Source organism: Rhizobium sp. GN54 (assembly GCF_021026345.1).
Taxonomy (GTDB): Bacteria; Pseudomonadota; Alphaproteobacteria; order Rhizobiales; family Rhizobiaceae; genus Mycoplana.
The window spans coordinates 726046-743361 of the sequence record NZ_JAJNCZ010000001.1; the positions used below are offsets into that span (position 1 = coordinate 726046).

22 protein-coding genes are annotated in these 17316 nt (G+C 66.6%); 11 read left to right on the plus strand and 11 right to left on the minus strand.

What is annotated here, in order from left to right; all coding sequences use genetic code 11:
• Positions 1-145: 145 nt before the first annotated feature.
• The gene (locus LQK81_RS26215; protein WP_269064604.1) at positions 146-2287 is read left to right on the plus strand and encodes a calcium-binding protein; all 2142 of its coding nucleotides are present in this window, start codon (positions 146-148) and stop codon (positions 2285-2287) included.
• 54 nt (positions 2288-2341) lie between these two features.
• Here LQK81_RS26215 and LQK81_RS03475 read toward each other — a convergent pair whose 3' ends face one another.
• The 8 genes from LQK81_RS03475 to LQK81_RS03510 form a co-directional block, all read right to left on the minus strand.
• The gene (locus LQK81_RS03475) at positions 2342-3304 is read right to left on the minus strand and encodes an NUDIX hydrolase (protein ID WP_230804412.1); all 963 of its coding nucleotides are present in this window, start codon (positions 3302-3304) and stop codon (positions 2342-2344) included.
• 2 nt (positions 3305-3306) lie between these two features.
• The gene (locus LQK81_RS03480; protein ID WP_230803412.1) at positions 3307-3891 is read right to left on the minus strand and encodes a tyrosine phosphatase family protein; all 585 of its coding nucleotides are present in this window, start codon (positions 3889-3891) and stop codon (positions 3307-3309) included.
• Positions 3888-4523, minus strand: coding sequence for a YfbR-like 5'-deoxynucleotidase (locus LQK81_RS03485; RefSeq protein WP_230803414.1), 636 nt, complete (start codon positions 4521-4523; stop codon positions 3888-3890). Before LQK81_RS03485 ends, LQK81_RS03480 begins: the two co-directional genes overlap by 4 nt.
• On the minus strand, positions 4520-5374 hold the full coding sequence (ygfZ, locus tag LQK81_RS03490; RefSeq protein ID WP_230803416.1) for a CAF17-like 4Fe-4S cluster assembly/insertion protein YgfZ: 855 nt from the start codon (positions 5372-5374) through the stop codon (positions 4520-4522). The genes LQK81_RS03485 and ygfZ overlap by 4 nt, the downstream gene beginning before the upstream one ends.
• A gap of 170 nt (positions 5375-5544) precedes the next feature.
• A complete protein-coding gene (locus LQK81_RS03495; protein WP_230803418.1) occupies positions 5545-6336 on the minus strand; it encodes a hypothetical protein in 792 nt (263 codons plus the stop codon).
• Between the two features lie 17 nt (positions 6337-6353).
• On the minus strand, positions 6354-6623 hold the full coding sequence (locus LQK81_RS03500) for a hypothetical protein (protein WP_183806986.1): 270 nt from the start codon (positions 6621-6623) through the stop codon (positions 6354-6356).
• 93 nt (positions 6624-6716) lie between these two features.
• Positions 6717-7184, minus strand: coding sequence for a TIGR02301 family protein (locus LQK81_RS03505; protein ID WP_230804414.1), 468 nt, complete (start codon positions 7182-7184; stop codon positions 6717-6719).
• Positions 7185-7188: 4 nt separating this feature from the next.
• Positions 7189-7629, minus strand: coding sequence for an NUDIX hydrolase (locus LQK81_RS03510; protein ID WP_230803420.1), 441 nt, complete (start codon positions 7627-7629; stop codon positions 7189-7191).
• A 156-nt stretch (positions 7630-7785) separates the two neighbouring features.
• Here LQK81_RS03510 and LQK81_RS03515 point away from each other — a divergent pair, with 156 nt between their 5' ends.
• Complete coding sequence (locus tag LQK81_RS03515) at positions 7786-8616, plus strand: SOS response-associated peptidase (protein ID WP_230803422.1); 831 nt, start codon at positions 7786-7788, stop codon at positions 8614-8616.
• A gap of 54 nt (positions 8617-8670) precedes the next feature.
• Here LQK81_RS03515 and LQK81_RS03520 read toward each other — a convergent pair whose 3' ends face one another.
• Complete coding sequence (locus LQK81_RS03520) at positions 8671-8856, minus strand: hypothetical protein (RefSeq protein ID WP_230803425.1); 186 nt, start codon at positions 8854-8856, stop codon at positions 8671-8673.
• Positions 8857-9069: 213 nt separating this feature from the next.
• Positions 9070-9210, minus strand: coding sequence for a hypothetical protein (locus LQK81_RS03525; protein ID WP_230803427.1), 141 nt, complete (start codon positions 9208-9210; stop codon positions 9070-9072).
• A 378-nt stretch (positions 9211-9588) separates the two neighbouring features.
• Between LQK81_RS03525 and cysS the strand changes: the two genes are divergently transcribed.
• From cysS to rarD, 9 genes are all read left to right on the plus strand, one after another.
• The gene (gene cysS / locus LQK81_RS03530) at positions 9589-11016 is read left to right on the plus strand and encodes a cysteine--tRNA ligase (protein WP_230803429.1); all 1428 of its coding nucleotides are present in this window, start codon (positions 9589-9591) and stop codon (positions 11014-11016) included.
• 63 nt (positions 11017-11079) lie between these two features.
• On the plus strand, positions 11080-11358 hold the full coding sequence (locus LQK81_RS03535) for an antitoxin (protein ID WP_230803431.1): 279 nt from the start codon (positions 11080-11082) through the stop codon (positions 11356-11358).
• Positions 11359-11372: 14 nt separating this feature from the next.
• On the plus strand, positions 11373-11771 hold the full coding sequence (locus LQK81_RS03540; protein WP_230803433.1) for a type II toxin-antitoxin system VapC family toxin: 399 nt from the start codon (positions 11373-11375) through the stop codon (positions 11769-11771).
• Positions 11768-12313 (plus strand): GFA family protein, encoded by a 546-nt coding sequence (locus LQK81_RS03545; RefSeq protein ID WP_230803435.1) that lies wholly within the window; start codon positions 11768-11770, stop codon positions 12311-12313. Before LQK81_RS03540 ends, LQK81_RS03545 begins: the two co-directional genes overlap by 4 nt.
• Positions 12310-12804, plus strand: coding sequence for a GFA family protein (locus LQK81_RS03550; RefSeq protein ID WP_230803436.1), 495 nt, complete (start codon positions 12310-12312; stop codon positions 12802-12804). Before LQK81_RS03545 ends, LQK81_RS03550 begins: the two co-directional genes overlap by 4 nt.
• 1 nt (position 12805) lies before the next feature.
• Positions 12806-13282, plus strand: a complete 477-nt coding sequence (locus tag LQK81_RS03555) for a GFA family protein (protein WP_230803437.1) — start codon at positions 12806-12808, stop codon at positions 13280-13282.
• Positions 13283-13470: 188 nt separating this feature from the next.
• Positions 13471-15087, plus strand: coding sequence for a citramalate synthase (gene cimA / locus LQK81_RS03560; RefSeq protein WP_230803439.1), 1617 nt, complete (start codon positions 13471-13473; stop codon positions 15085-15087).
• A gap of 35 nt (positions 15088-15122) precedes the next feature.
• Positions 15123-15563 (plus strand): hypothetical protein, encoded by a 441-nt coding sequence (locus LQK81_RS03565; protein WP_230803441.1) that lies wholly within the window; start codon positions 15123-15125, stop codon positions 15561-15563.
• Positions 15564-15680: 117 nt separating this feature from the next.
• Positions 15681-16625, plus strand: a complete 945-nt coding sequence (gene rarD / locus LQK81_RS03570) for an EamA family transporter RarD (RefSeq protein WP_230803443.1) — start codon at positions 15681-15683, stop codon at positions 16623-16625.
• 42 nt (positions 16626-16667) lie between these two features.
• On the opposite strand, the gene LQK81_RS03575 is transcribed toward rarD, so the two are convergent.
• Positions 16668-17288 (minus strand): TIGR00730 family Rossman fold protein, encoded by a 621-nt coding sequence (locus LQK81_RS03575; RefSeq protein WP_230803449.1) that lies wholly within the window; start codon positions 17286-17288, stop codon positions 16668-16670.
• Positions 17289-17316: the final 28 nt, after the last annotated feature.

Sequence of the window (17316 nt, forward strand, 5' to 3'; positions counted from 1 at the left end):
CAGTCTAACGCCAGGATCGGGTCGGGGACGAAATTGCGCGCTTGGAGGTAGCATTCGGCTGTCCGATCAAACCGTTGACGGTGGGCGGAACAGCCAATACAGCTTGCATTCAGGCTGCAATTTTTAGTCGCAAGGGTGAGGGCACATGGCTTTGGTCAAAGGAACGGACAAGGCCGACAGACTGTCGGGGACCGAAGCCAATGACAGCATCCACGGCAAGGGTGGAGACGACGTGCTGAATGGCGGCCATGGCGACGATGACCTCCGTGGCGGAAGCGGCGACGATATCCTGAACGGCGGCCGCGGCAACGATACGCTCGTCGGTGGCCAGGGCGACGATACGATGAAGGGCGACGCCGGCGACGACGTTTACTTTATAGAACGGGGCCGGGTCAGGATCGTCGATTCCAGTGGCCGCGACAGCCTCATCATGAGCCTGGCCGAAAACCTGGCAGTGCTGTCGGCGGACCAGACCACCACGCTTGCGAATGGCACGACCTTCAAGGGCATCGAAAGCCTGCACATTGCTGTCGACGGGACCGCCGATCGCGAAATCGTCACCAACTCCGGCAATGATTCCGTCAGGTTCGGTACGCCGCGTGAATTCGGCGATGATCCCGTCGCCCCCCCGGTTAAGGCCGAGGGGATGACATATATGGTCGATCTCGGCGCGGGCGACGACTTCTTCTTCAGTTCCTACAGCAATGCCGCGCATGTTATCGACGGCGGCGCCGGCCTCGACCGGGCCGAGTTGGACTTTTTCTATGCCGAGTCCGCGCTCACCGTCTCGCTTGCGGGAAAGGTCCAGGACAGCGGATCGCCGGTGAGGCTGACGAACTTCGAAAGCCTCGACGTGGTCGGCGGTTCCGGTGACGATACCTTCGTCGGCGGCGCGCTGTCGGACAGCCTCACCGGCGGCGAGGGCGACGATGTGCTTGACGGCGGCGGCGATAGAGACTTTCTCTACGGGAACGGCGGCATCGATACGCTGAACGGAGGTGCCGGTAACGACTGGCTCGTCGGGGGCGGCGGAGGCGACACGCTGGACGGGGGTGGCGGTGACGACTGGTTCATCGGAGGAGACGGCAGCGACACGATCCGGGGCGGCGCGGGCGACGACGGGATCTATGGCGGTGGCGACCGCACCGAACTCTACTACAGTGCCGGTGATGGCCCCGATCGGCTCTACGGCGATGACGGAGACGACTTCATCTCCACCACCAGCGGCGACAGCGCCGACGGCGGGGCGGACATCGATCGCCTGTTCTTTGCCGCCGAAGGCGACACGACATTCGTGTTGACGACAGGCACCGCCTCGATCGATGCCGACACGACGGTCGCCAATTTCGAGGAGCTCTCCTGGGCCGGCGGTTCGGGCAGTGACGAGGTGACCGGCGGCACGCGCTCCGACTTTCTGGAGGGCAACGATGGGGACGACACGCTGAAGGGTGGCGGCGGCGGCGACATGCTGGCCGACGGTCGCGGCAACGACCGGCTGTTCGGTGGCCTGGGCGACGACGTCCTCGTGCGCGCTGCCGAATATTACGACCGCGATGGCAGTTGGACCGGCACCGAGGTGTTCAACGGAGGCGCCGGTACCGATACCGTACGTTTCGGCACCTTCGGCCTGTCCTATCACTATGCCGGCCACTATGTGGGCCCGACGGATTCGATGAAGGAACTGCTGGAGCTCTACGACCTGCACGACGTTCGCCAGTCAGTGACGGTCGATCTCGCCGCCCAGCACAAGAATGACGGCCTGGCCAAGGGACTGACGCTGAAGAGCGTCGAGCTCATCTACGGTGCCGGCGGCAAGGATTCCCTATTCGGCGACGACGGCGATCAAACCCTCAACGGCCGCGGCGGCGACGACCGGCTCTATGGCCGCGCTGGCGACGACAGCCTTCTCGGCGGCAGCGGCCGTGACGTCCTGCAGGGCGGCGCCGGTGGCGACACCTTGACCGGCGGCTCCGGGACGGACGTGTTCCGCTTCACGTCTGTGCGGGACACGACACCCGGCAAATCCGGCCGGGACACGATCCTCGATTTCCGGGGCGCGGACAGAATCGACCTGTCGGCCATCGACGCCAGCACCAAGACAAAGGGCAATCAGGCGCTCACGTTCATCGGAACGGATGCGTTCTCCAAGCAGGCCGGCGAACTGCGTTACGACAAGGGCAAGTCCGGCAGCTACATCCGCGCGGATGTGGACGGGGACGGCAAGTCGGATTTCGCGATCGAACTTGACGGGGTTCATTCACTTGTGAAGGGCGACTTCATTCTGTGAAGCATCGCGCGACCACCGGCCCGCGCCGCGCACCGGGCCGGTAGATTACCCCTTCTATCGCCCCCCGACCTTCAGTCCCGGCGCCGGGCGTTCTTCCAGGATCTGCTTGCGGAAGCGGAAGAGGGCGGCGGGGCGGCCGCCGGTGGCGGAACTCGTCGCTCCCGTCGGCTCCACCAGTTCGGCGCCTTCGACGAGGCGGCGGAAGTTCTGCTTGTGCAGGTGGCGGCCGGAGATCGCCTCCACGGTCGCCTGCAGGTCCGTCAGGGTGAACTCCGCCGGCATCAGCTCGAAGACGACCGGGCGGTACTTGATCTTGCCGCGCAGGCGCGCGACCGCGGTCGCAAGGATCCGGCGATGGTCGTGGCGCATGGCGACGCCGACGCCGGGCCTGCCGGGCGGCGCCCAGCCGTCCGTGACCGCCTCCGCCGCAAGGCCGCCCTCGTAGAGCAGTTCGTAGCGCTCCAGTACCCGCTCCTCGTCCCAGGGGAAGTCGTCGAGCCCGAAGGCGAGCCGCAGGCGCGCCTTGCGGCCGGGCAGCGCCTTGCTGTCATGAGCGGCACTTTCCGCCGCCCAGGCGGTCAGCGCCGGGAGGATCGTCCGGTCGAGAATCGCCGGCCGGCCGGAGCGCCAGTCCTCCCAGGGCAGGAAGGCATACCAGTCGCGCCAGCGGGCGCCGGCCGCCTCCAGCCGCTCCGTGGCTTCGGCGTCCATGCGCGTCAGCGCCAGGTAGCCGACGGAGACCATGTGCGTGCCGGCCTCGTCCGGCGCCTTCTGCCGGCCGCGGTCGCCGAAGGTGTAGAGCTGCTCGATATAGCCGAGCTTCAGCGCCGTCTGCGCCTCGACGCTGGCGCGAAGGCTAGTCTCGAAGGTGCGGTGGCGCGTCGGCTCGAACGGGCCGAAGGGCAGGGCGTCGCGCGCGCCCCGTTCGCCCGCGATCGCAAGGATCGCCGGCGCGCGGCTGTCGATCGCCACCACCGCCGCGTTCAGGCCGATCTCGACCGGAGGCGAGGCCGGGATGCTCACGGTCCGGCTCCTTCACCGGCAAGTGCGTCGGCGGGCGGTTCGACTGGCAGGGAGAAGGGCTGGTCGCCCGCATAGTCCGCGCCGCGGCCGATCTTCGCCACCGCGGCGACGAGCCGTCCCTGCCGCTGAAGCAGCGCGTCGCCGATCGCAACGATCCGGGCATTGGGCGTTGCCTGCCGGGAGACCGCGCGCAGGCGCTGTGCCAGTGCTGCGTCGTCCTGGTCGGGCACGACCGCCAGCGCCGCGATCAGGGCGGCCGCCGGCGAGCGCGAGACGCCCATCATGCAATGGATCAAAAGCGGCGCCGTCCGGTCCCAGCCGCGGGCGAAGGCGATCACCGCCTCGACATGGGCTTCCTGCGGGGCGACCAGCGCACCGGTGCCGGCAAAGGCGATGTCGTTCAGGGACAGGAGCAGGTGGCGGGCCGGGTCGATCACCGCCGGGCGATGGAAATGCTGCTTCGGCGCCACCAGGCTGATCATCTCGCGGCAGCGGTTGCGGACCGCCATCTCGGCGACCTTCGGCAGCGGCGCGACGACGATGCGGCTCGTGGCGCCATCGAGATTTGCACCGGCGCTCATGCCTGCCGTTCCCCGGTCGCGCCCGGGCGCTGCGCCTCCAGCGCCTCAAAGCGCTCGACGAAAAGCCGCTGCGCCTGCAGCGCCGGCAGCGGGGCGACCGGCAGCGTCTCGACCGCAATTCCGCGCGGCTCGCCGAAGAACTTCGCCGCCTCCGTGCGCGAGAAGCCGGCAAGCTCGGTCGCCTCGAAGAAGGCGGCGATGCGGTCGGCCTTCTTGATCTTGTCCTTCAGGGCGCGCGGTGTCTCGGCCGGCAGCCCGAAGCGCAGGTGCACGGCCGCCTCCAGCCGCTTCTCCACGGTCTTGTAGCCGCCGCCGACCACCGCCTTGAACGGCGAGATCATGTCGCCGATGACATATTCCGGCGCGTCGTGCAGCAGCGCCATCAGGCACTCGTCGGGTCCGCAGCGGTTCTGCTCGCGGAAGATCGCCTCGACCACAAGCGAATGCTGGGCGACCGAAAAGGCGTGGTCGCCGGCAGTCTGGCCGTTCCAGCGGGCGACGCGGGCAAGGCCGTGCGCGATGTCGGAAAGCTCCACGTCCAGCGGCGAAGGGTTCAAAAGATCGAGCCTGCGGCCGGACAGCATGCGCTGCCAGGCGCGCGGCTCGGTCCTCGTCCGTCCGGTTCCGCTCATTGCGCGGGCGCCCCGGCGCTCTCTTCGGGAAAAGAAAGCCCCGTCCATTCCGGCAGCCGCACGGTCACTTCCACCGCGCCGGCAAGGATCGGCGCGCCGGCCCGCTGCGCCTCGGCGACGCGGTCGATCCGGACGATCGCAAGCCCTCTTTCGCCGGCAACGGTGCCGAGCGTGCCGATCGTCTTCCCCTCCGCCACGATCTCGGTGCCGGAGGGCGGCAGTGCAGCCCGCGCCTGAACGATCACCGGCCGGCGGCGGGCGGTGCTGCGGTGCTGCATGCGCGAGACCACCTCCTGGCCGACATAGCAGCCCTTGCGGAAGGAGAGCCCGCCGGAAAGGTCGAGCAGCACGTCATGCGGAAACGCGTCCGACAGCGCATAGTCGGCGCCTGATTCGACAATGCCGCAATCGACCCGCAGCGCGTCGTAGACCGAAGCCGCAGCGTTGCCGCCGCCGCCCGGCCGGCGCAACACCTTTCGTCCGGCCCTGGCGAAGCGGTCGTCGGTGATTGCCTCGCCATCGTCGTCCCCTTCGCCATCCCAGGAGACGGTCGCCTCGGTTTCGCCGGTCGTCGCGATCGTCACCTGCGCGCGCAGCTTGTACATGGTCAGCCGCTTGACGAGCGCGTCGCTCTGGGAGCCGGTGGTTTCCAGGCAAAGCCCGCCGCCGGGGAGGCGGAAGACGAGAAAGTCGAACAGGATCTTGCCCTGCGGGGTCAGAAGCGCCCCGGCCCGCGCCTCGCGCTGCGGCAGCGCGGCAAGGTCGGTCGTGATCAGCCCCTGCAGGAAGTCTTCGGCATCGGGCCCGGTGATCGTCACGAAGGCGCGTCCGGAAAGGGTAGTGGCGGGCATGGTTCAATCCAGTCCTGGCCAGTTCCCGGCCAGCCTTGTCCATTCTCTTGGGCGAACGCCGTGACCGGCGCGCCGAAATCAGGTTCGTGATCAGAGGTAGAATGCCGGTCGGGCCAGCGCAAGCCCCGCAAGCGCCCGGCGCAATCGGTCAATATCAGTGCAGGTTGGTATCAGTCGCCGGCGACGAAGAATTTCCACTGGCCATCGGGGGAGATGCCGACGCGATAGAAGTTGTAGCCGCCGAATTCCTGCATGTCGGCAAAATCGCCGGCCGTGACGATCCGCAGCAGCTCCACCTTTTCGGGCGGAGACAGCGTATCGAGCGATTTGGCGGCGAAATAGGGCCAGACATAGGTCTCGTTCGGGGTGCCGGCGTCGACCTTGACGAAGCCGGTCGCCAGGACGTCGAGCAGGATCGCCAGGATCTCGATGCCGTCCGGGTCGCCGGACAGGCCCTTCAGCATCGTGACCGGATCGTCGGCGCCTTCGACGACGGAGACCTGCGTCTGCGTCGGTCCCTTGCCGAGCAGCGGGCGCAGCCGCTCGATGTCGCCGGATGCGGCCGCCTCGACAATCAGCTCGCGCATACGACGGACCTGTTCGGGCGCCTTGGTGATGTCGTAGAGAACCTCGACCGGCGGCTCGGGTTCGGTGACCGCCGTGTCGTCCGCAGGCTCGGTCACGGCTTCGTCGCCGGCGCCTCTGCGAATCAGCGGGTCGGGCAGGGGCAGCTGCAGCCCTTCGCCGGCATCGGGCTCGGCCTCTTCGGACGGCGGCGTCTGCGCGGTCGGCCCGCCGTCGCGCTCCGGCTGTTCCTGCGTCGTCTGTCCGGGAATCTGCTTCAGTTCGCTGAGGGCGAAGGCGGGAGTGCCGGTGCCGGGGCTTGCCGTGATCGCCAGCACGAACGAGACGGCGAACACGCTGCCGCGAAGCAGCCTGATGCGGTCGTACAAGCTCAGCATCCTTCTGGCCTTTTCGCCTATTGAAGCGTGCGTTCCGGGGAAAACTCGCCGGCGAGCATGCGCTCGCGCAGGGAAGTCAACATGGCCTCGGCACCGTCTTCACCGAGCAGGCGGATCGTCTCGCGCATGGCAAGCGCAATCGCGGCGTCGGCAATGATTTCCGGCTCGATGCCGTCGGCCATCCCGTCCGCCCAGGCCTCGTTCTGGTGTTCCAGCGCGGCCTGCATCTTCTCGTGTACGATCATCTCGTCGATATCGTTCAGGCTTGGTTCCATCATGTGATCCATGCGAGGCATCTACTTCTTTACCAGACTGTTAATGAGCTTAGCAGCCTTTTATCAAAACGACACGGGTGCGGCGAAAAAGAGGTTAATTATCCGCTAATTTCCAAACCGGGCGGTAATTTCGGTGGCAAGTGTTGCACCTTCGTTACGGTAGCGTTGTTCTGCGACAACGGCCTGTTCGGTGCAAGAGGCATAGACGGAGGCGAACGAACGATATCCCCGGTTGAAGGCCGCGGTGAGCCGTTCCTTGCGCGCCTGCTCGCTGCCAGCCTCCATCGCGATCAGGTCTTCCATCGCCGTGCGCCAGGTGTCTTCCTTCGCCTTCAGGCAGAGATTGCGCAGGTAGTGGACGCCGCCCAGGATCTCCGAAAGCCGTTCCAGCCGCCCGTCATAGGGTGCGGGCTTGCTCTCGGCCGCCGGTGCGGTGGCGGGAGCCGGCTGCCCGGATGCGGCAGGGGCGGTTGCCTCCTGTGCCGCGGCGGCATGCGGGGCCACGGACAGGACAAGCGCCAGAACCGCTGCGAGGGCCGGAGACATGAGGGCGGGGCGGGGGCTGTGCATCATCGCTTCACCGGAGGCCGCCTGGCTGCGGCGGGGCGACATCGGCCCGGCCACGATCGGCCTCCAGCCGCCGGATGCAGTCGCGCACGCTTTCCGGCGCCGGCAGGGACGAGATCTCTTCGGCGGTGAACCAGCCGAGATCGGCCGCATCGTCGGCGGCAACGGCGACCGCGTCCGCATCGGCCTCGACGCGAAACACCGACAGGAAGAAGTGGCTGGCGGTCGACCGGCTGTTCAGGTCGTAGGTCGCATAAAGCCGGGGATCGCGGGCGGAAATGCCGGTCTCCTCCCGGAATTCGCGCAGCGCCGTCTCCGCCGGGCTCTCACCCGGCTCCGCCCGCCCGCCGGGAAAGGCATACATGTCCGCTGCCGGGGGATTGCGCCGCAACACGAGCAGATAGCGCCCGTCGCGCTCGAGAATGGCAGAGGAGGCTGGTTTTGCGGTCATCGGCGGTTCCGACTCTTCATCTTCCCCTTATAGGGGCCGCCGCCCGATTGTTCCAGACGTGCCGCGACTGCGGTCCGCAAACGGCGCTTCGGCGTTGAAAACGGCCCGCACGCCGTCTATCTCGGGGACTGGTTGCAAAACAGGCGGGCGATCATCATGTGCGGACGATTTGCGTTGACGGAACCGACCGCGAGATTGAAGGAGTTCCTCGACGTCGTGGACGTTGAGGAGTTTCCCGAGCGCTACAACATCGCGCCGACCCAGCCGATCCTGGTGGTGATTGCCGGCGACCGGCAGGAGCCCGGAAGCAATCTTCCCGACCGCAGGGCGCTGCTGGTGCGCTGGGGGTTCACGCCCTCCTGGGTGAAGGATCCGCGCGAATTTCCCCTTCTCATCAATGCCCGGGCGGAGACGGCGATCGGCAAGGCGTCCTTCCGCGCCGCCATGCGCCATCGGCGCATCCTCGTTCCGGCAAGCGGCTTCTACGAGTGGCACCGTCCGCCCAAAGGATCCAGGGAGACGTCCCAGGCCTACTGGATCCGCCCGAGGAACGGCGGGATCGTCGCTTTCGCCGGGCTGATGGAAACCTGGTCATCCGCAGACGGTTCCGAGGTGGATACGGGCGCGATCCTGACGACCGCCGCCAATAGGGCGATCGGCGGCATCCATGACCGGATGCCGGTCGTGATCGAGCCGCAGGACTTTGCCCGCTGGCTGGATTGCAAGACGCAGGAGCCGCGCGAGGTCGAGGATCTGCTGCGGCCGATCGACGATGCGTTCTTCGAGGCGATCCCCGTCTCCGACAGGGTCAACAAGGTCGCCAATGTCGGCCCGGAGATCCAGGAGCCGGTTGCCCCGGCGCTCGCCGGGGCCGCAGCATCCCCTGCGGGCAGGGGGCAGCAGGGTGCACGTCGGAAAGCCGGCAAGGCCGGTTCCGGAAATGACGACGGCGGGCCGGACGATGGCGGCCAGCTGTCGTTGCTCTGAAGGCTGCGGTGTCGTCAAGGCGACAAGGCCGCGCCCGCCGGCGATCTGCGCCGGTCAGGCTTCCGCCGCGTCCTTCAGGCAGGCCGGCAGCTCTCCCTTCGCCGGCTTGTCGCCCTTCGGCTTGCGCTGGCTGGCTGCCGCCAGTACCGCCTTCAGCCGCAGCGGCTTGTATTGTTCCTCGAGCTTCTCCGACTTTCGCCCGCGCGGCGAAGTTGATCGCTTCGCACCTTCAGTAAACATTCTTTACTCCCATTAATAATTCCGGAACACCAAGATACGCTTATGTACTACCCGGTGCGCGATCGGAATATAGAGGCCGATTTTGGTGAAATTCTGCCGAGATGTCGAATTATGTTGGACCTGTCGGGCTTGATATTTGTTAACAATCATTAACATGCGCACAATATAAATGTGCGCAAGGCGTGCGCCGGAAGCCGCTTCCCGGCTGCCCGGTCAGGCGTTCGGAACGGATTTCTCCTGTCGCCGGGCGTTCAGGTGCAATGCCGCGGCGATTACTGCCCGCAGCCCTGCCGGTCGGACCCGTTTGCCGGTGCCGTTGGCCGGCGTCAGTCTGGCGGCAATCTTCGTGCTCATCGTCGTTGTCCTCCGTCGCTTTGGTGGATGGGCTGTGACGTCTTTTTGCCAGCGCCGGGATGCCTGCGGTGTTTCCGAAGGAACAGGGCGGATGCTAGCCCTCTTGCCGCTGGGCGGCGAAGCGCCGGGCGCGCGTCTCGCACTTCCACCGAAGCGGGCGACGATTTTGTCGATCGCGGGCGCGTGGCGGCCTTGACCGTCGCGGATTCCGGCGCGATAAAGCGAGCCATGAAAACGGAACTCTGCATTATTTGCCGGAGCATTATTCGCTAGCCTCACCGCTGGCTTGGCCGTTTTCGTCTCCTGAAATCCCCAGATGACAAACGGACCGGGCCGGCCGGACGCTTGCCTCCGCACGACTGCCCTGGGAGAATTTCGATGGCCGAGAAGCCGGTCCTGACCCTCTACAACACGCTGACGCGGTCGAAGGCGCCGTTTGCGCCGATCGCTCCTGACAACGTGCGCCTGTATGTCTGCGGCCCGACCGTCTACGACTTCGCCCATATCGGCAATGCGCGGCCCGTCATCGTCTTCGACGTGCTCTTCCGGCTGCTGCGACATGTCTATGGCGAGAGCAACGTCACCTATGTCCGCAACATCACCGACGTCGACGACAAGATCAACGCCCGCGCGCTGCGCGATTTCGGCCATGATATCGAGGCCGGCACCGTCAGCCTCAACGAGGCGATCCGCCGGGTGACGGAGAAGACCGCCGATCAGTTCCACGCCGACGTCGCAGCCCTCGGCACGCTGCCGCCGACGCACGAACCGCGCGCCACCGAATTCGTGCAGAAGCGCCAGGACGGCCGCGCCGACATGGTCACGCTGATCGAGCGGCTGATCGCACGCGGCCATGCCTATGAGGCCGGTGGCGAGGTGCTGTTCGACACCTCCTGGGCGGAATATGGCGAGCTGTCGAAGCGCAATCTCGACGAGCAGCAGGCCGGCGCCCGCGTCGCCGTCGACAGCCACAAGAAGAACCCTGGCGATTTCGTGCTGTGGAAGCAATCTTCGCCGGAAGAGCCCGGCTGGGACAGCCCCTGGGGCCGGGGACGTCCCGGCTGGCACATCGAGTGCTCGGCGATGTCGGCCGCCTATCTCGGCGAGACCTTCGACATCCACGGCGGCGGGCTGGACCTGATCTTCCCCCACCACGAAAACGAGATCGCCCAGTCGCGCTGCGCCCACGGCACGAGTGTCATGGCCAACGTCTGGATGCACAACGGCTTCGTCCAGGTCGAGGGCCGCAAGATGTCGAAGTCGGAAGGCAACTTCGTCACCATCCACGACCTGCTCGAAACCGACACCTTCGGCGGCCGCACATGGCCGGGCGAGGTGCTGCGGCTTGCCATGCTGATGACGCACTACCGCGAGCCGATCGACTTCTCGGTCAAGCGGCTGGAGGAGGCCGAGCGCCTGCTTGCCAAGTGGCCGGTGGCCGAGGCGGGAGAGGGGAGCGTTGATCCGGCCGTTCTCGCGGCATTGGCCGACGACCTGAACACGGTCGCCGCGGTGCAGGCGCTGCATGCGCTGGCCCACAGGGCCTCGACCGACCCGGCTGCGGCCGCCTCCTTCCGGGCCAGCGCGGCGCTGCTCGGCGTGAAGCCGAAAAAGGCCGAGATTTCAGAGGTCTTGGAGGCGGGCGTTGAATCGATCATTCAGCTTCGCCTCGAAATGCTGAAGGCGAAGAACTTCGCAGAAGCCGACAGGATCCGCGACGATCTTCTTTCCAAGGGCATCCAGCTCAAGGACGGCAAGGACCCGGCCACCGGCGAGCGGGTGACGACGTGGGAGGTCAGGCGGTGAGGTTTGCCACCGCATGGTGATTGGCATATGCTTTGGCATATGCCACTTCGGATGGAGGCTGCGATGAATGTCGTCCGCGTAGAGAAGGATGCCGGCAGGGAGACCGGCGAAAGGGTCGTCAAGCTGTTCCGCAACGGCCGCAACCAGGCTGTGCGCATTCCCGTGGAATTCGAGCTGCCGGGTGACGAGGCGGTGATGCGCAAGGAAGGCGACCGGCTGATCATCGAGCCGAAAAAGAAGAAGAGCGATCTTCTGGAGTGGCTCGCGACGCTGGAGCCTTGGGATGAGGATTTCCCGGATCTGGACGAGAAGCAGCCGCCCCCGGAGGATGTCGACCTGTGACGGAGTTCCGCTACATGCTTGACACCAATGTCATTTCACAGATGGTGCGCAACCCCGACGGTGCAGTGACGCAGCGCGTTTTCGAGGCGGGAATCGACAGCCTTTGTACGAGCGCGATTGTGGCCTCGGAGTTGCGCTACGGCCTCAGGAAGAAGGGGTCGAACCGGCTCTCTAGTCTCGTCGAGAATGCCTTGGAGCGGATCGCCATCGTCCCCTACGACGAGGACGTCTCCTGGAAATATGCCCAGGCACGGTTCGAGCTTGAGAAGATCGGCCAGCCGATCGGCTATACGGACCTGTTCATCGCCGCACATGCGCTTGCGCTCGACGTGACGCTCGTGACGGACAATGTTCGGGAATTCGGTCGCGTCAGGGGCCTCAGGGTCGAGAACTGGCAGGAGCTCGCCCCATGACCGTCCCCCTCTACACCGGTGGTTGCCAGTGCGGCGCGGTCCGGTTCCGGGTCCGCGGGGCGCTGGCCGACAGTTCGATCTGCCATTGTCGCATGTGCCAGAAGGCCTTCGGCGCCTATTATGCGCCGCTGGTCTCCACTCGCGGCGCCGAACTCGTCTGGACGCGGGGGGAGCCCAAGAAATTCCGCTCCTCGAATTTCGCCTCCCGCGGCTTCTGCGCCGATTGCGGCACGCCGCTGACCTATGAGGCCCCCGACGGGGTCGCGCTGGCGGCCGGCGCCTTCGACGATCCCTCGGCGCTGCCGCCGGTGGTGCAGTTCGGCACCGAGGCGAAGATCGGCTTCGTCGATGTGCTGCACACCTTGCCGGGCCATACGACCGAGGAGGATGCCGAAGAGGCGCCTTTCGTGCTCGATGTCGTTTCCTTCCAGCATCCCGACCACGACACGACCGTCTGGCCGCCGCCAAGGGCAGGCGAAGCGCAGGGCCAAGATGACGGGGCCCGGGTAGGGGCATCCGCCCCGCCGGAGGGGCGCCGATGAGCATCGCGCGGATCTACACCGGCGGCTGCCAGTGCGGCGCGGTGCGCTACCGCGCCGAGGGCGTGCTGGAGGATCCGCACCTGTGCCACTGCCGCATGTGCCAGAAGGCGGCCGGCAACTATTTCCTGCCGCTTGCCAATGTCGCGCGCGGCAGTTTCAGCGTGACGCGCGGCGAGCCGGGCTGGTTCCGTTCGTCCGAGCACGTCCGCCGCGGCTTCTGCCGCGATTGCGGCACGCCGCTGTTCTACGACATGCCCGGGGAAGGCTTCATCAACGTCGTGCTCGGCTCGCTCGACGATCCCGAGGACGTCCGCCCGCATGCGCAGTCGGGCGTCGAATCGCGCATGTTCTGGTTTGCCCAGCTTGCCCGCCTGCCGGAGAAGGAGACCGACGCTGCGGGACCCGCCGGCCGGGAACACCACCTCGCCATCCTGGAATCGAACCGCCAGCACCCGGACTACGACACCGATCACTGGCCACCGGAGGACTGACATGACAGATACCCCCCGCACCGGAGGCTGCCAGTGCGGCGCCGTCCGCTTCCGCATCCACGGCACGCTCGGCCGCCCGTCGATCTGCCATTGCCGCATGTGCCAGAAGCAGTTCGGCGGCCTGTTCTCCGCCCTCGTCACCGCGCCGAAGGACGGCGTGGAGTGGACGCGCGAGGAACCGAGCTACTTCCAGTCCTCGGTCAACATCGACCGCGGCTTCTGCGGCAATTGCGGCACGCCGATGACCTATCGCCATCCGGACGGGCTGGAGATCGCCATCGGCACCTTCGACGACCGCACCGACCTGGCGCCGCAGATCCAGGTCAACCGCGCCGCCCGCCTGCCCTGGGTCGAGACCATCTTCGACCAGCCGGGGCTGGACGACCCGGACTATTATTCGCGCCAGGAGAAGATCATCTCCTTCCAGCACCCCGACCACGAGACCGACAACTGGCCGGCGCACGGGCTGAAGATTTGAGAAGCGTTCGACCGGACGGCTGAGAATTGCCCCTCACCCTGACCCTCTCCCCGCAGGCGGGGAGAGGGGACGCGGACGGCGCGGCGAGTATCCTTCTCCCTGCTTGCGGGGAGAAGGTGGCCGGCAGGCCGGATGAGGGGCGGCAGGACTGAAGACGCATGACATCGTTCCCAGGGAGGGAACACGCAATGACCAAGGAACGCATCTATCTCTTCGACACGACGCTGCGCGACGGCCAGCAGACGCCGGGCGTCGATTTTTCGGTCGAGGACAAGATCGCGATCGCCGCGATGCTGGACGATTTTGGCATCGACTATGTCGAGGGCGGCTACCCGGGCGCGAACCCGACCGACACGGCGTTCTTCGAGAGCAGGCGCACGACCGCCGCCCGCTTTGTCGCCTTCGGCATGACCAAGCGCGCCGGCGTCTCGGCTTCCAACGACCCCGGCCTTGCGGCGCTGATCGAGGCGTCGGGCGATGCGGTCTGTCTCGTCGCCAAGAGCTGGGACTATCACGTCCGCGTCGCGCTCGGCTGTACGAACGAGGAGAACCTGGAATCGATTTCGGCCTCGGTGAAGGCCGTCGTCGCAGCCGGCAAGGAAGCGATGGTCGATTGCGAGCACTTCTTCGACGGCTACAGGGCCAATCCCCAATATGCGCTCGCCTGCGCGAAGACCGCCTATGACGCCGGCGCGCGCTGGGTGGTGCTCTGCGACACCAACGGCGGCACGCAGCCGCCGGAGATCCGCGACATCGTCGCAGCCGTCATCGCCGCCGGCATTCCGGGGGCGAGCCTCGGCATCCACGCCCACAACGATACCGGACAGGCGGTCGCCAATTCGCTGGCCGCCGTCGAGGCCGGCGTGCGCCAGATCCAGGGCACGTTGAACGGCATCGGCGAGCGCTGCGGCAATGCCAACCTCGTCGCCATCATCCCGACGCTGGTGCTGAAGGAGGCCTATAACACCCGTTTCGAGGTTTCGATCGACCGCGAGCGGCTGGAGGGACTGACGCAGCTGTCGCACCGCTTCGACGAACTCCTGAACCGTTCGCCCGACCACCAGATGCCCTATGTCGGCGCCTCCGCCTTCGCCACAAAGGCCGGCATCCATGCGTCTGCGCTCCTGAAGGACCCGCGCACCTACGAGCATGTACCGCCGGAAAGCGTCGGCAACCTGCGCAAGGTCATGGTCTCCGACCAGGGCGGCAAGGCCAATTTCATCAACGCGCTGAAGCTGCGCGGCATCGTCGTCGCCAAGGACGATCCCAAGCTCGACCGGCTGATCGAGATCGTCAAGGAGCGCGAGGCGACCGGCTATGCCTATGAGGGGGCGGATGCGAGTTTCGCGCTTCTGGCCCATCGCACGCTCGGCGCGATCCCGGATTTCTTCCACGTCGACAGCTTCCGCGTCATGGTCGAGCGCCGCTACGATGCCAATGGCAACCTGAAGACGGTCTCCGAGGCGGTGGTCAAGGTGGTGGTCGACGGCGAGACGATGATGTCGGTCGCCGAGGGCCACGGCCCGGTCAACGCGCTGGACCTGGCCCTGCGCAAGGACCTCGGCAAGTACCAGGCCGAGATCGCCGATCTCGAGCTTGCCGACTACAAGGTCCGCATCCTCAACGGCGGCACCGAGGCGATTACCCGCGTCCTGATCGAATCGGCCGACGCGACGGGCGCCAGATGGTGGACGGTCGGGGTATCGGACAATATCATCGACGCCTCCTTCCAGGCGCTGATGGACAGCATCGTCTACAAGCTCCTGAAGAACCGCGGCGAGGCCGGTCGGGTGGCGGCGGAATGACGGGCGGCGACAGGCAAGGACGAGGGACGACATCCATGCGCATCGTGACGAAACTCCTGCTGGTGCTGGCCGCGGTCGGGCTCGCGGCCCTGCTGTTCGTGGTCACCGCCAAGCTCTCGACCCCGGTCGAGGACATCCTCTACGGCAAGCCGCTGCGCCTCGATCCCGACGACGGGCTGGCGCTCCTGATGCTGGCGATCATCCTGGCGCCGGGCGCGCTGACGGCGTGGCTCGCCGAACTCGTCGCCGCCCGCAAGGCCGGCCGCGTCGTCCGTGCCGCCCTGGTGCTCGCCTGCAACGGTCTCGTGACCGGCTTCCTGTTCGGCCTGTTCGCCACGCTCGACGACTATTTCACGGCACCCGGGCTGGAGCCCGCCTATGCCGCGATCGGGGCCGTCGCCGGCGGGCTCTGCGGCCTGCTCCAGTGGTCGATCGCCGCGCGCCTCGAGGCGCGCGGGCATTGTGAGCGCCGCTGATCCTTCCTTCACCGAAATGAATTGGTACATTCTGCGCCGTTGCAGTAGGAACGCGGCCAGAGGTGCGGCGTGGGGTTGGCCCCGCCAGTCCACCGGTGAGCAACAGGAACCAGCGCCATGGCCGAAGTCAAGAACGCTCCCGCAGCGACGAACGGCGATTCCCTGCAAGGCTTTCTATTCGCGCTGACAGCCTATCTGCTCTGGGGCTTCCTGCCCTTCTTCATGAAGGCGGTCGCCCACATCCCGGCATCCGAGGTGGTAGCGCACCGGATCCTCTGGTCGGTGCCGCTGGCGGGCCTCGTGCTCGTCATCCTCGGCCGCACCGCCGATATCCGCGCGGCGCTGCGTTCGCCGCGCATGCTCGCCATGGCGACGCTGACGGCGGTGCTGATCACCGTCAACTGGGGCATCTATGTCTGGGCGATCGGCGCGGGCAGGGCGATCGAGACGGCGCTCGGCTACTATATCAACCCGCTCTTTTCGATCTTCCTCGGCGCAGTGTTGCTGAAGGAGAAGCTGACGCGTGCGCAGATCGTCGCGATCGTGCTTGCCGCGGCCGCCGTCCTGGTGCTGGCGCTCGAGGCGGGCGGGCTGCCCTGGGTGTCGCTGGCGCTCTGCGTCTCCTGGGGCTTCTACGCCTTCTTCCGCAAGACGCTGCCGATCGGGCCGAACCAGGGCTTCTTCCTGGAGGTGCTGCTGCTCAGCGTTCCCGCGCTCGGCTACATCGTCTACCTGGAGACGACCGGCCGGGGCCATTTCGGCGACACCGGTACTGCCGACGTGCTGTGGCTGCTCGCCTGCGGCCTGGTCACCGCGGTGCCGCTGATGATCTATGCCAACGGCGCCAAGCTCCTGAAGCTCTCGACCATCGGCATCATGCAGTACATCGCGCCGACGATGATCTTCGTCATCGCCGTCTTCTTCTTCCACGAGCCCTTCGGCCACGCGCAGATGCTGGCCTTCGGGCTGATCTGGCTGGCGTTGATCGTCTATTCGGGATCGATGCTGACCTCGGCCCGCGCCCAGCGCGCCGCGGCCGCGAGCCTCAAGCCGGCCGAATAGGGACCGGCGGAGCAGGGCAGGCCGCAACAGGGCAAGGAGGTCTCAGAGCCGGGCGATGATGCCGGCCTCGCCCTCTCGGTCGATGGTGCCGGCCCAGTGCTCGATCAGCGCCGGCACGATCTGCTCCGGTTCGTCGATCACGAGCGGCTGCACCAGATGGGCGGCATGCACGAAGCCGGCATCGGCCATGTGGCGGATCAGCTTCAGCATCGGGTCCCAGAAGCCGCCGATATTAGCGAAGACGATCGGCTTGCGATGCCGGCCGAGCTGCGCCCAGGTCATGATCTCGACGATCTCCTCCAGCGTGCCGATGCCGCCCGGCAGCGCCACGAAGGCGTCGGCCCGCTCGAACATCTTGTGCTTGCGCTCGTGCATGTCGGCGGTGACGATCAGTTCGGAGAGCTGGCCGAGCGAGTGGCGCGTGGCCTCCATGTCCATCAGGAATTGCGGTATAATGCCGGTAACGCGGCCGCCGGCGGCCAGGACCCCGCTCGCGACGGCGCCCATGATGCCCTTCGTGCCGCCGCCATAGACCAGCCGCAAGTGATTCGTTGCGATCGATCGGCCGAGCGCGCGGCCGGCATTGATATATGAGGAATCGCGGCCCGGCTGGGAACCGCAATAGACGCAGATGGACCGAATGGGCATGGATTCGTCGTTCATGAGACGATTGAGCCATCCGATGCGGCCC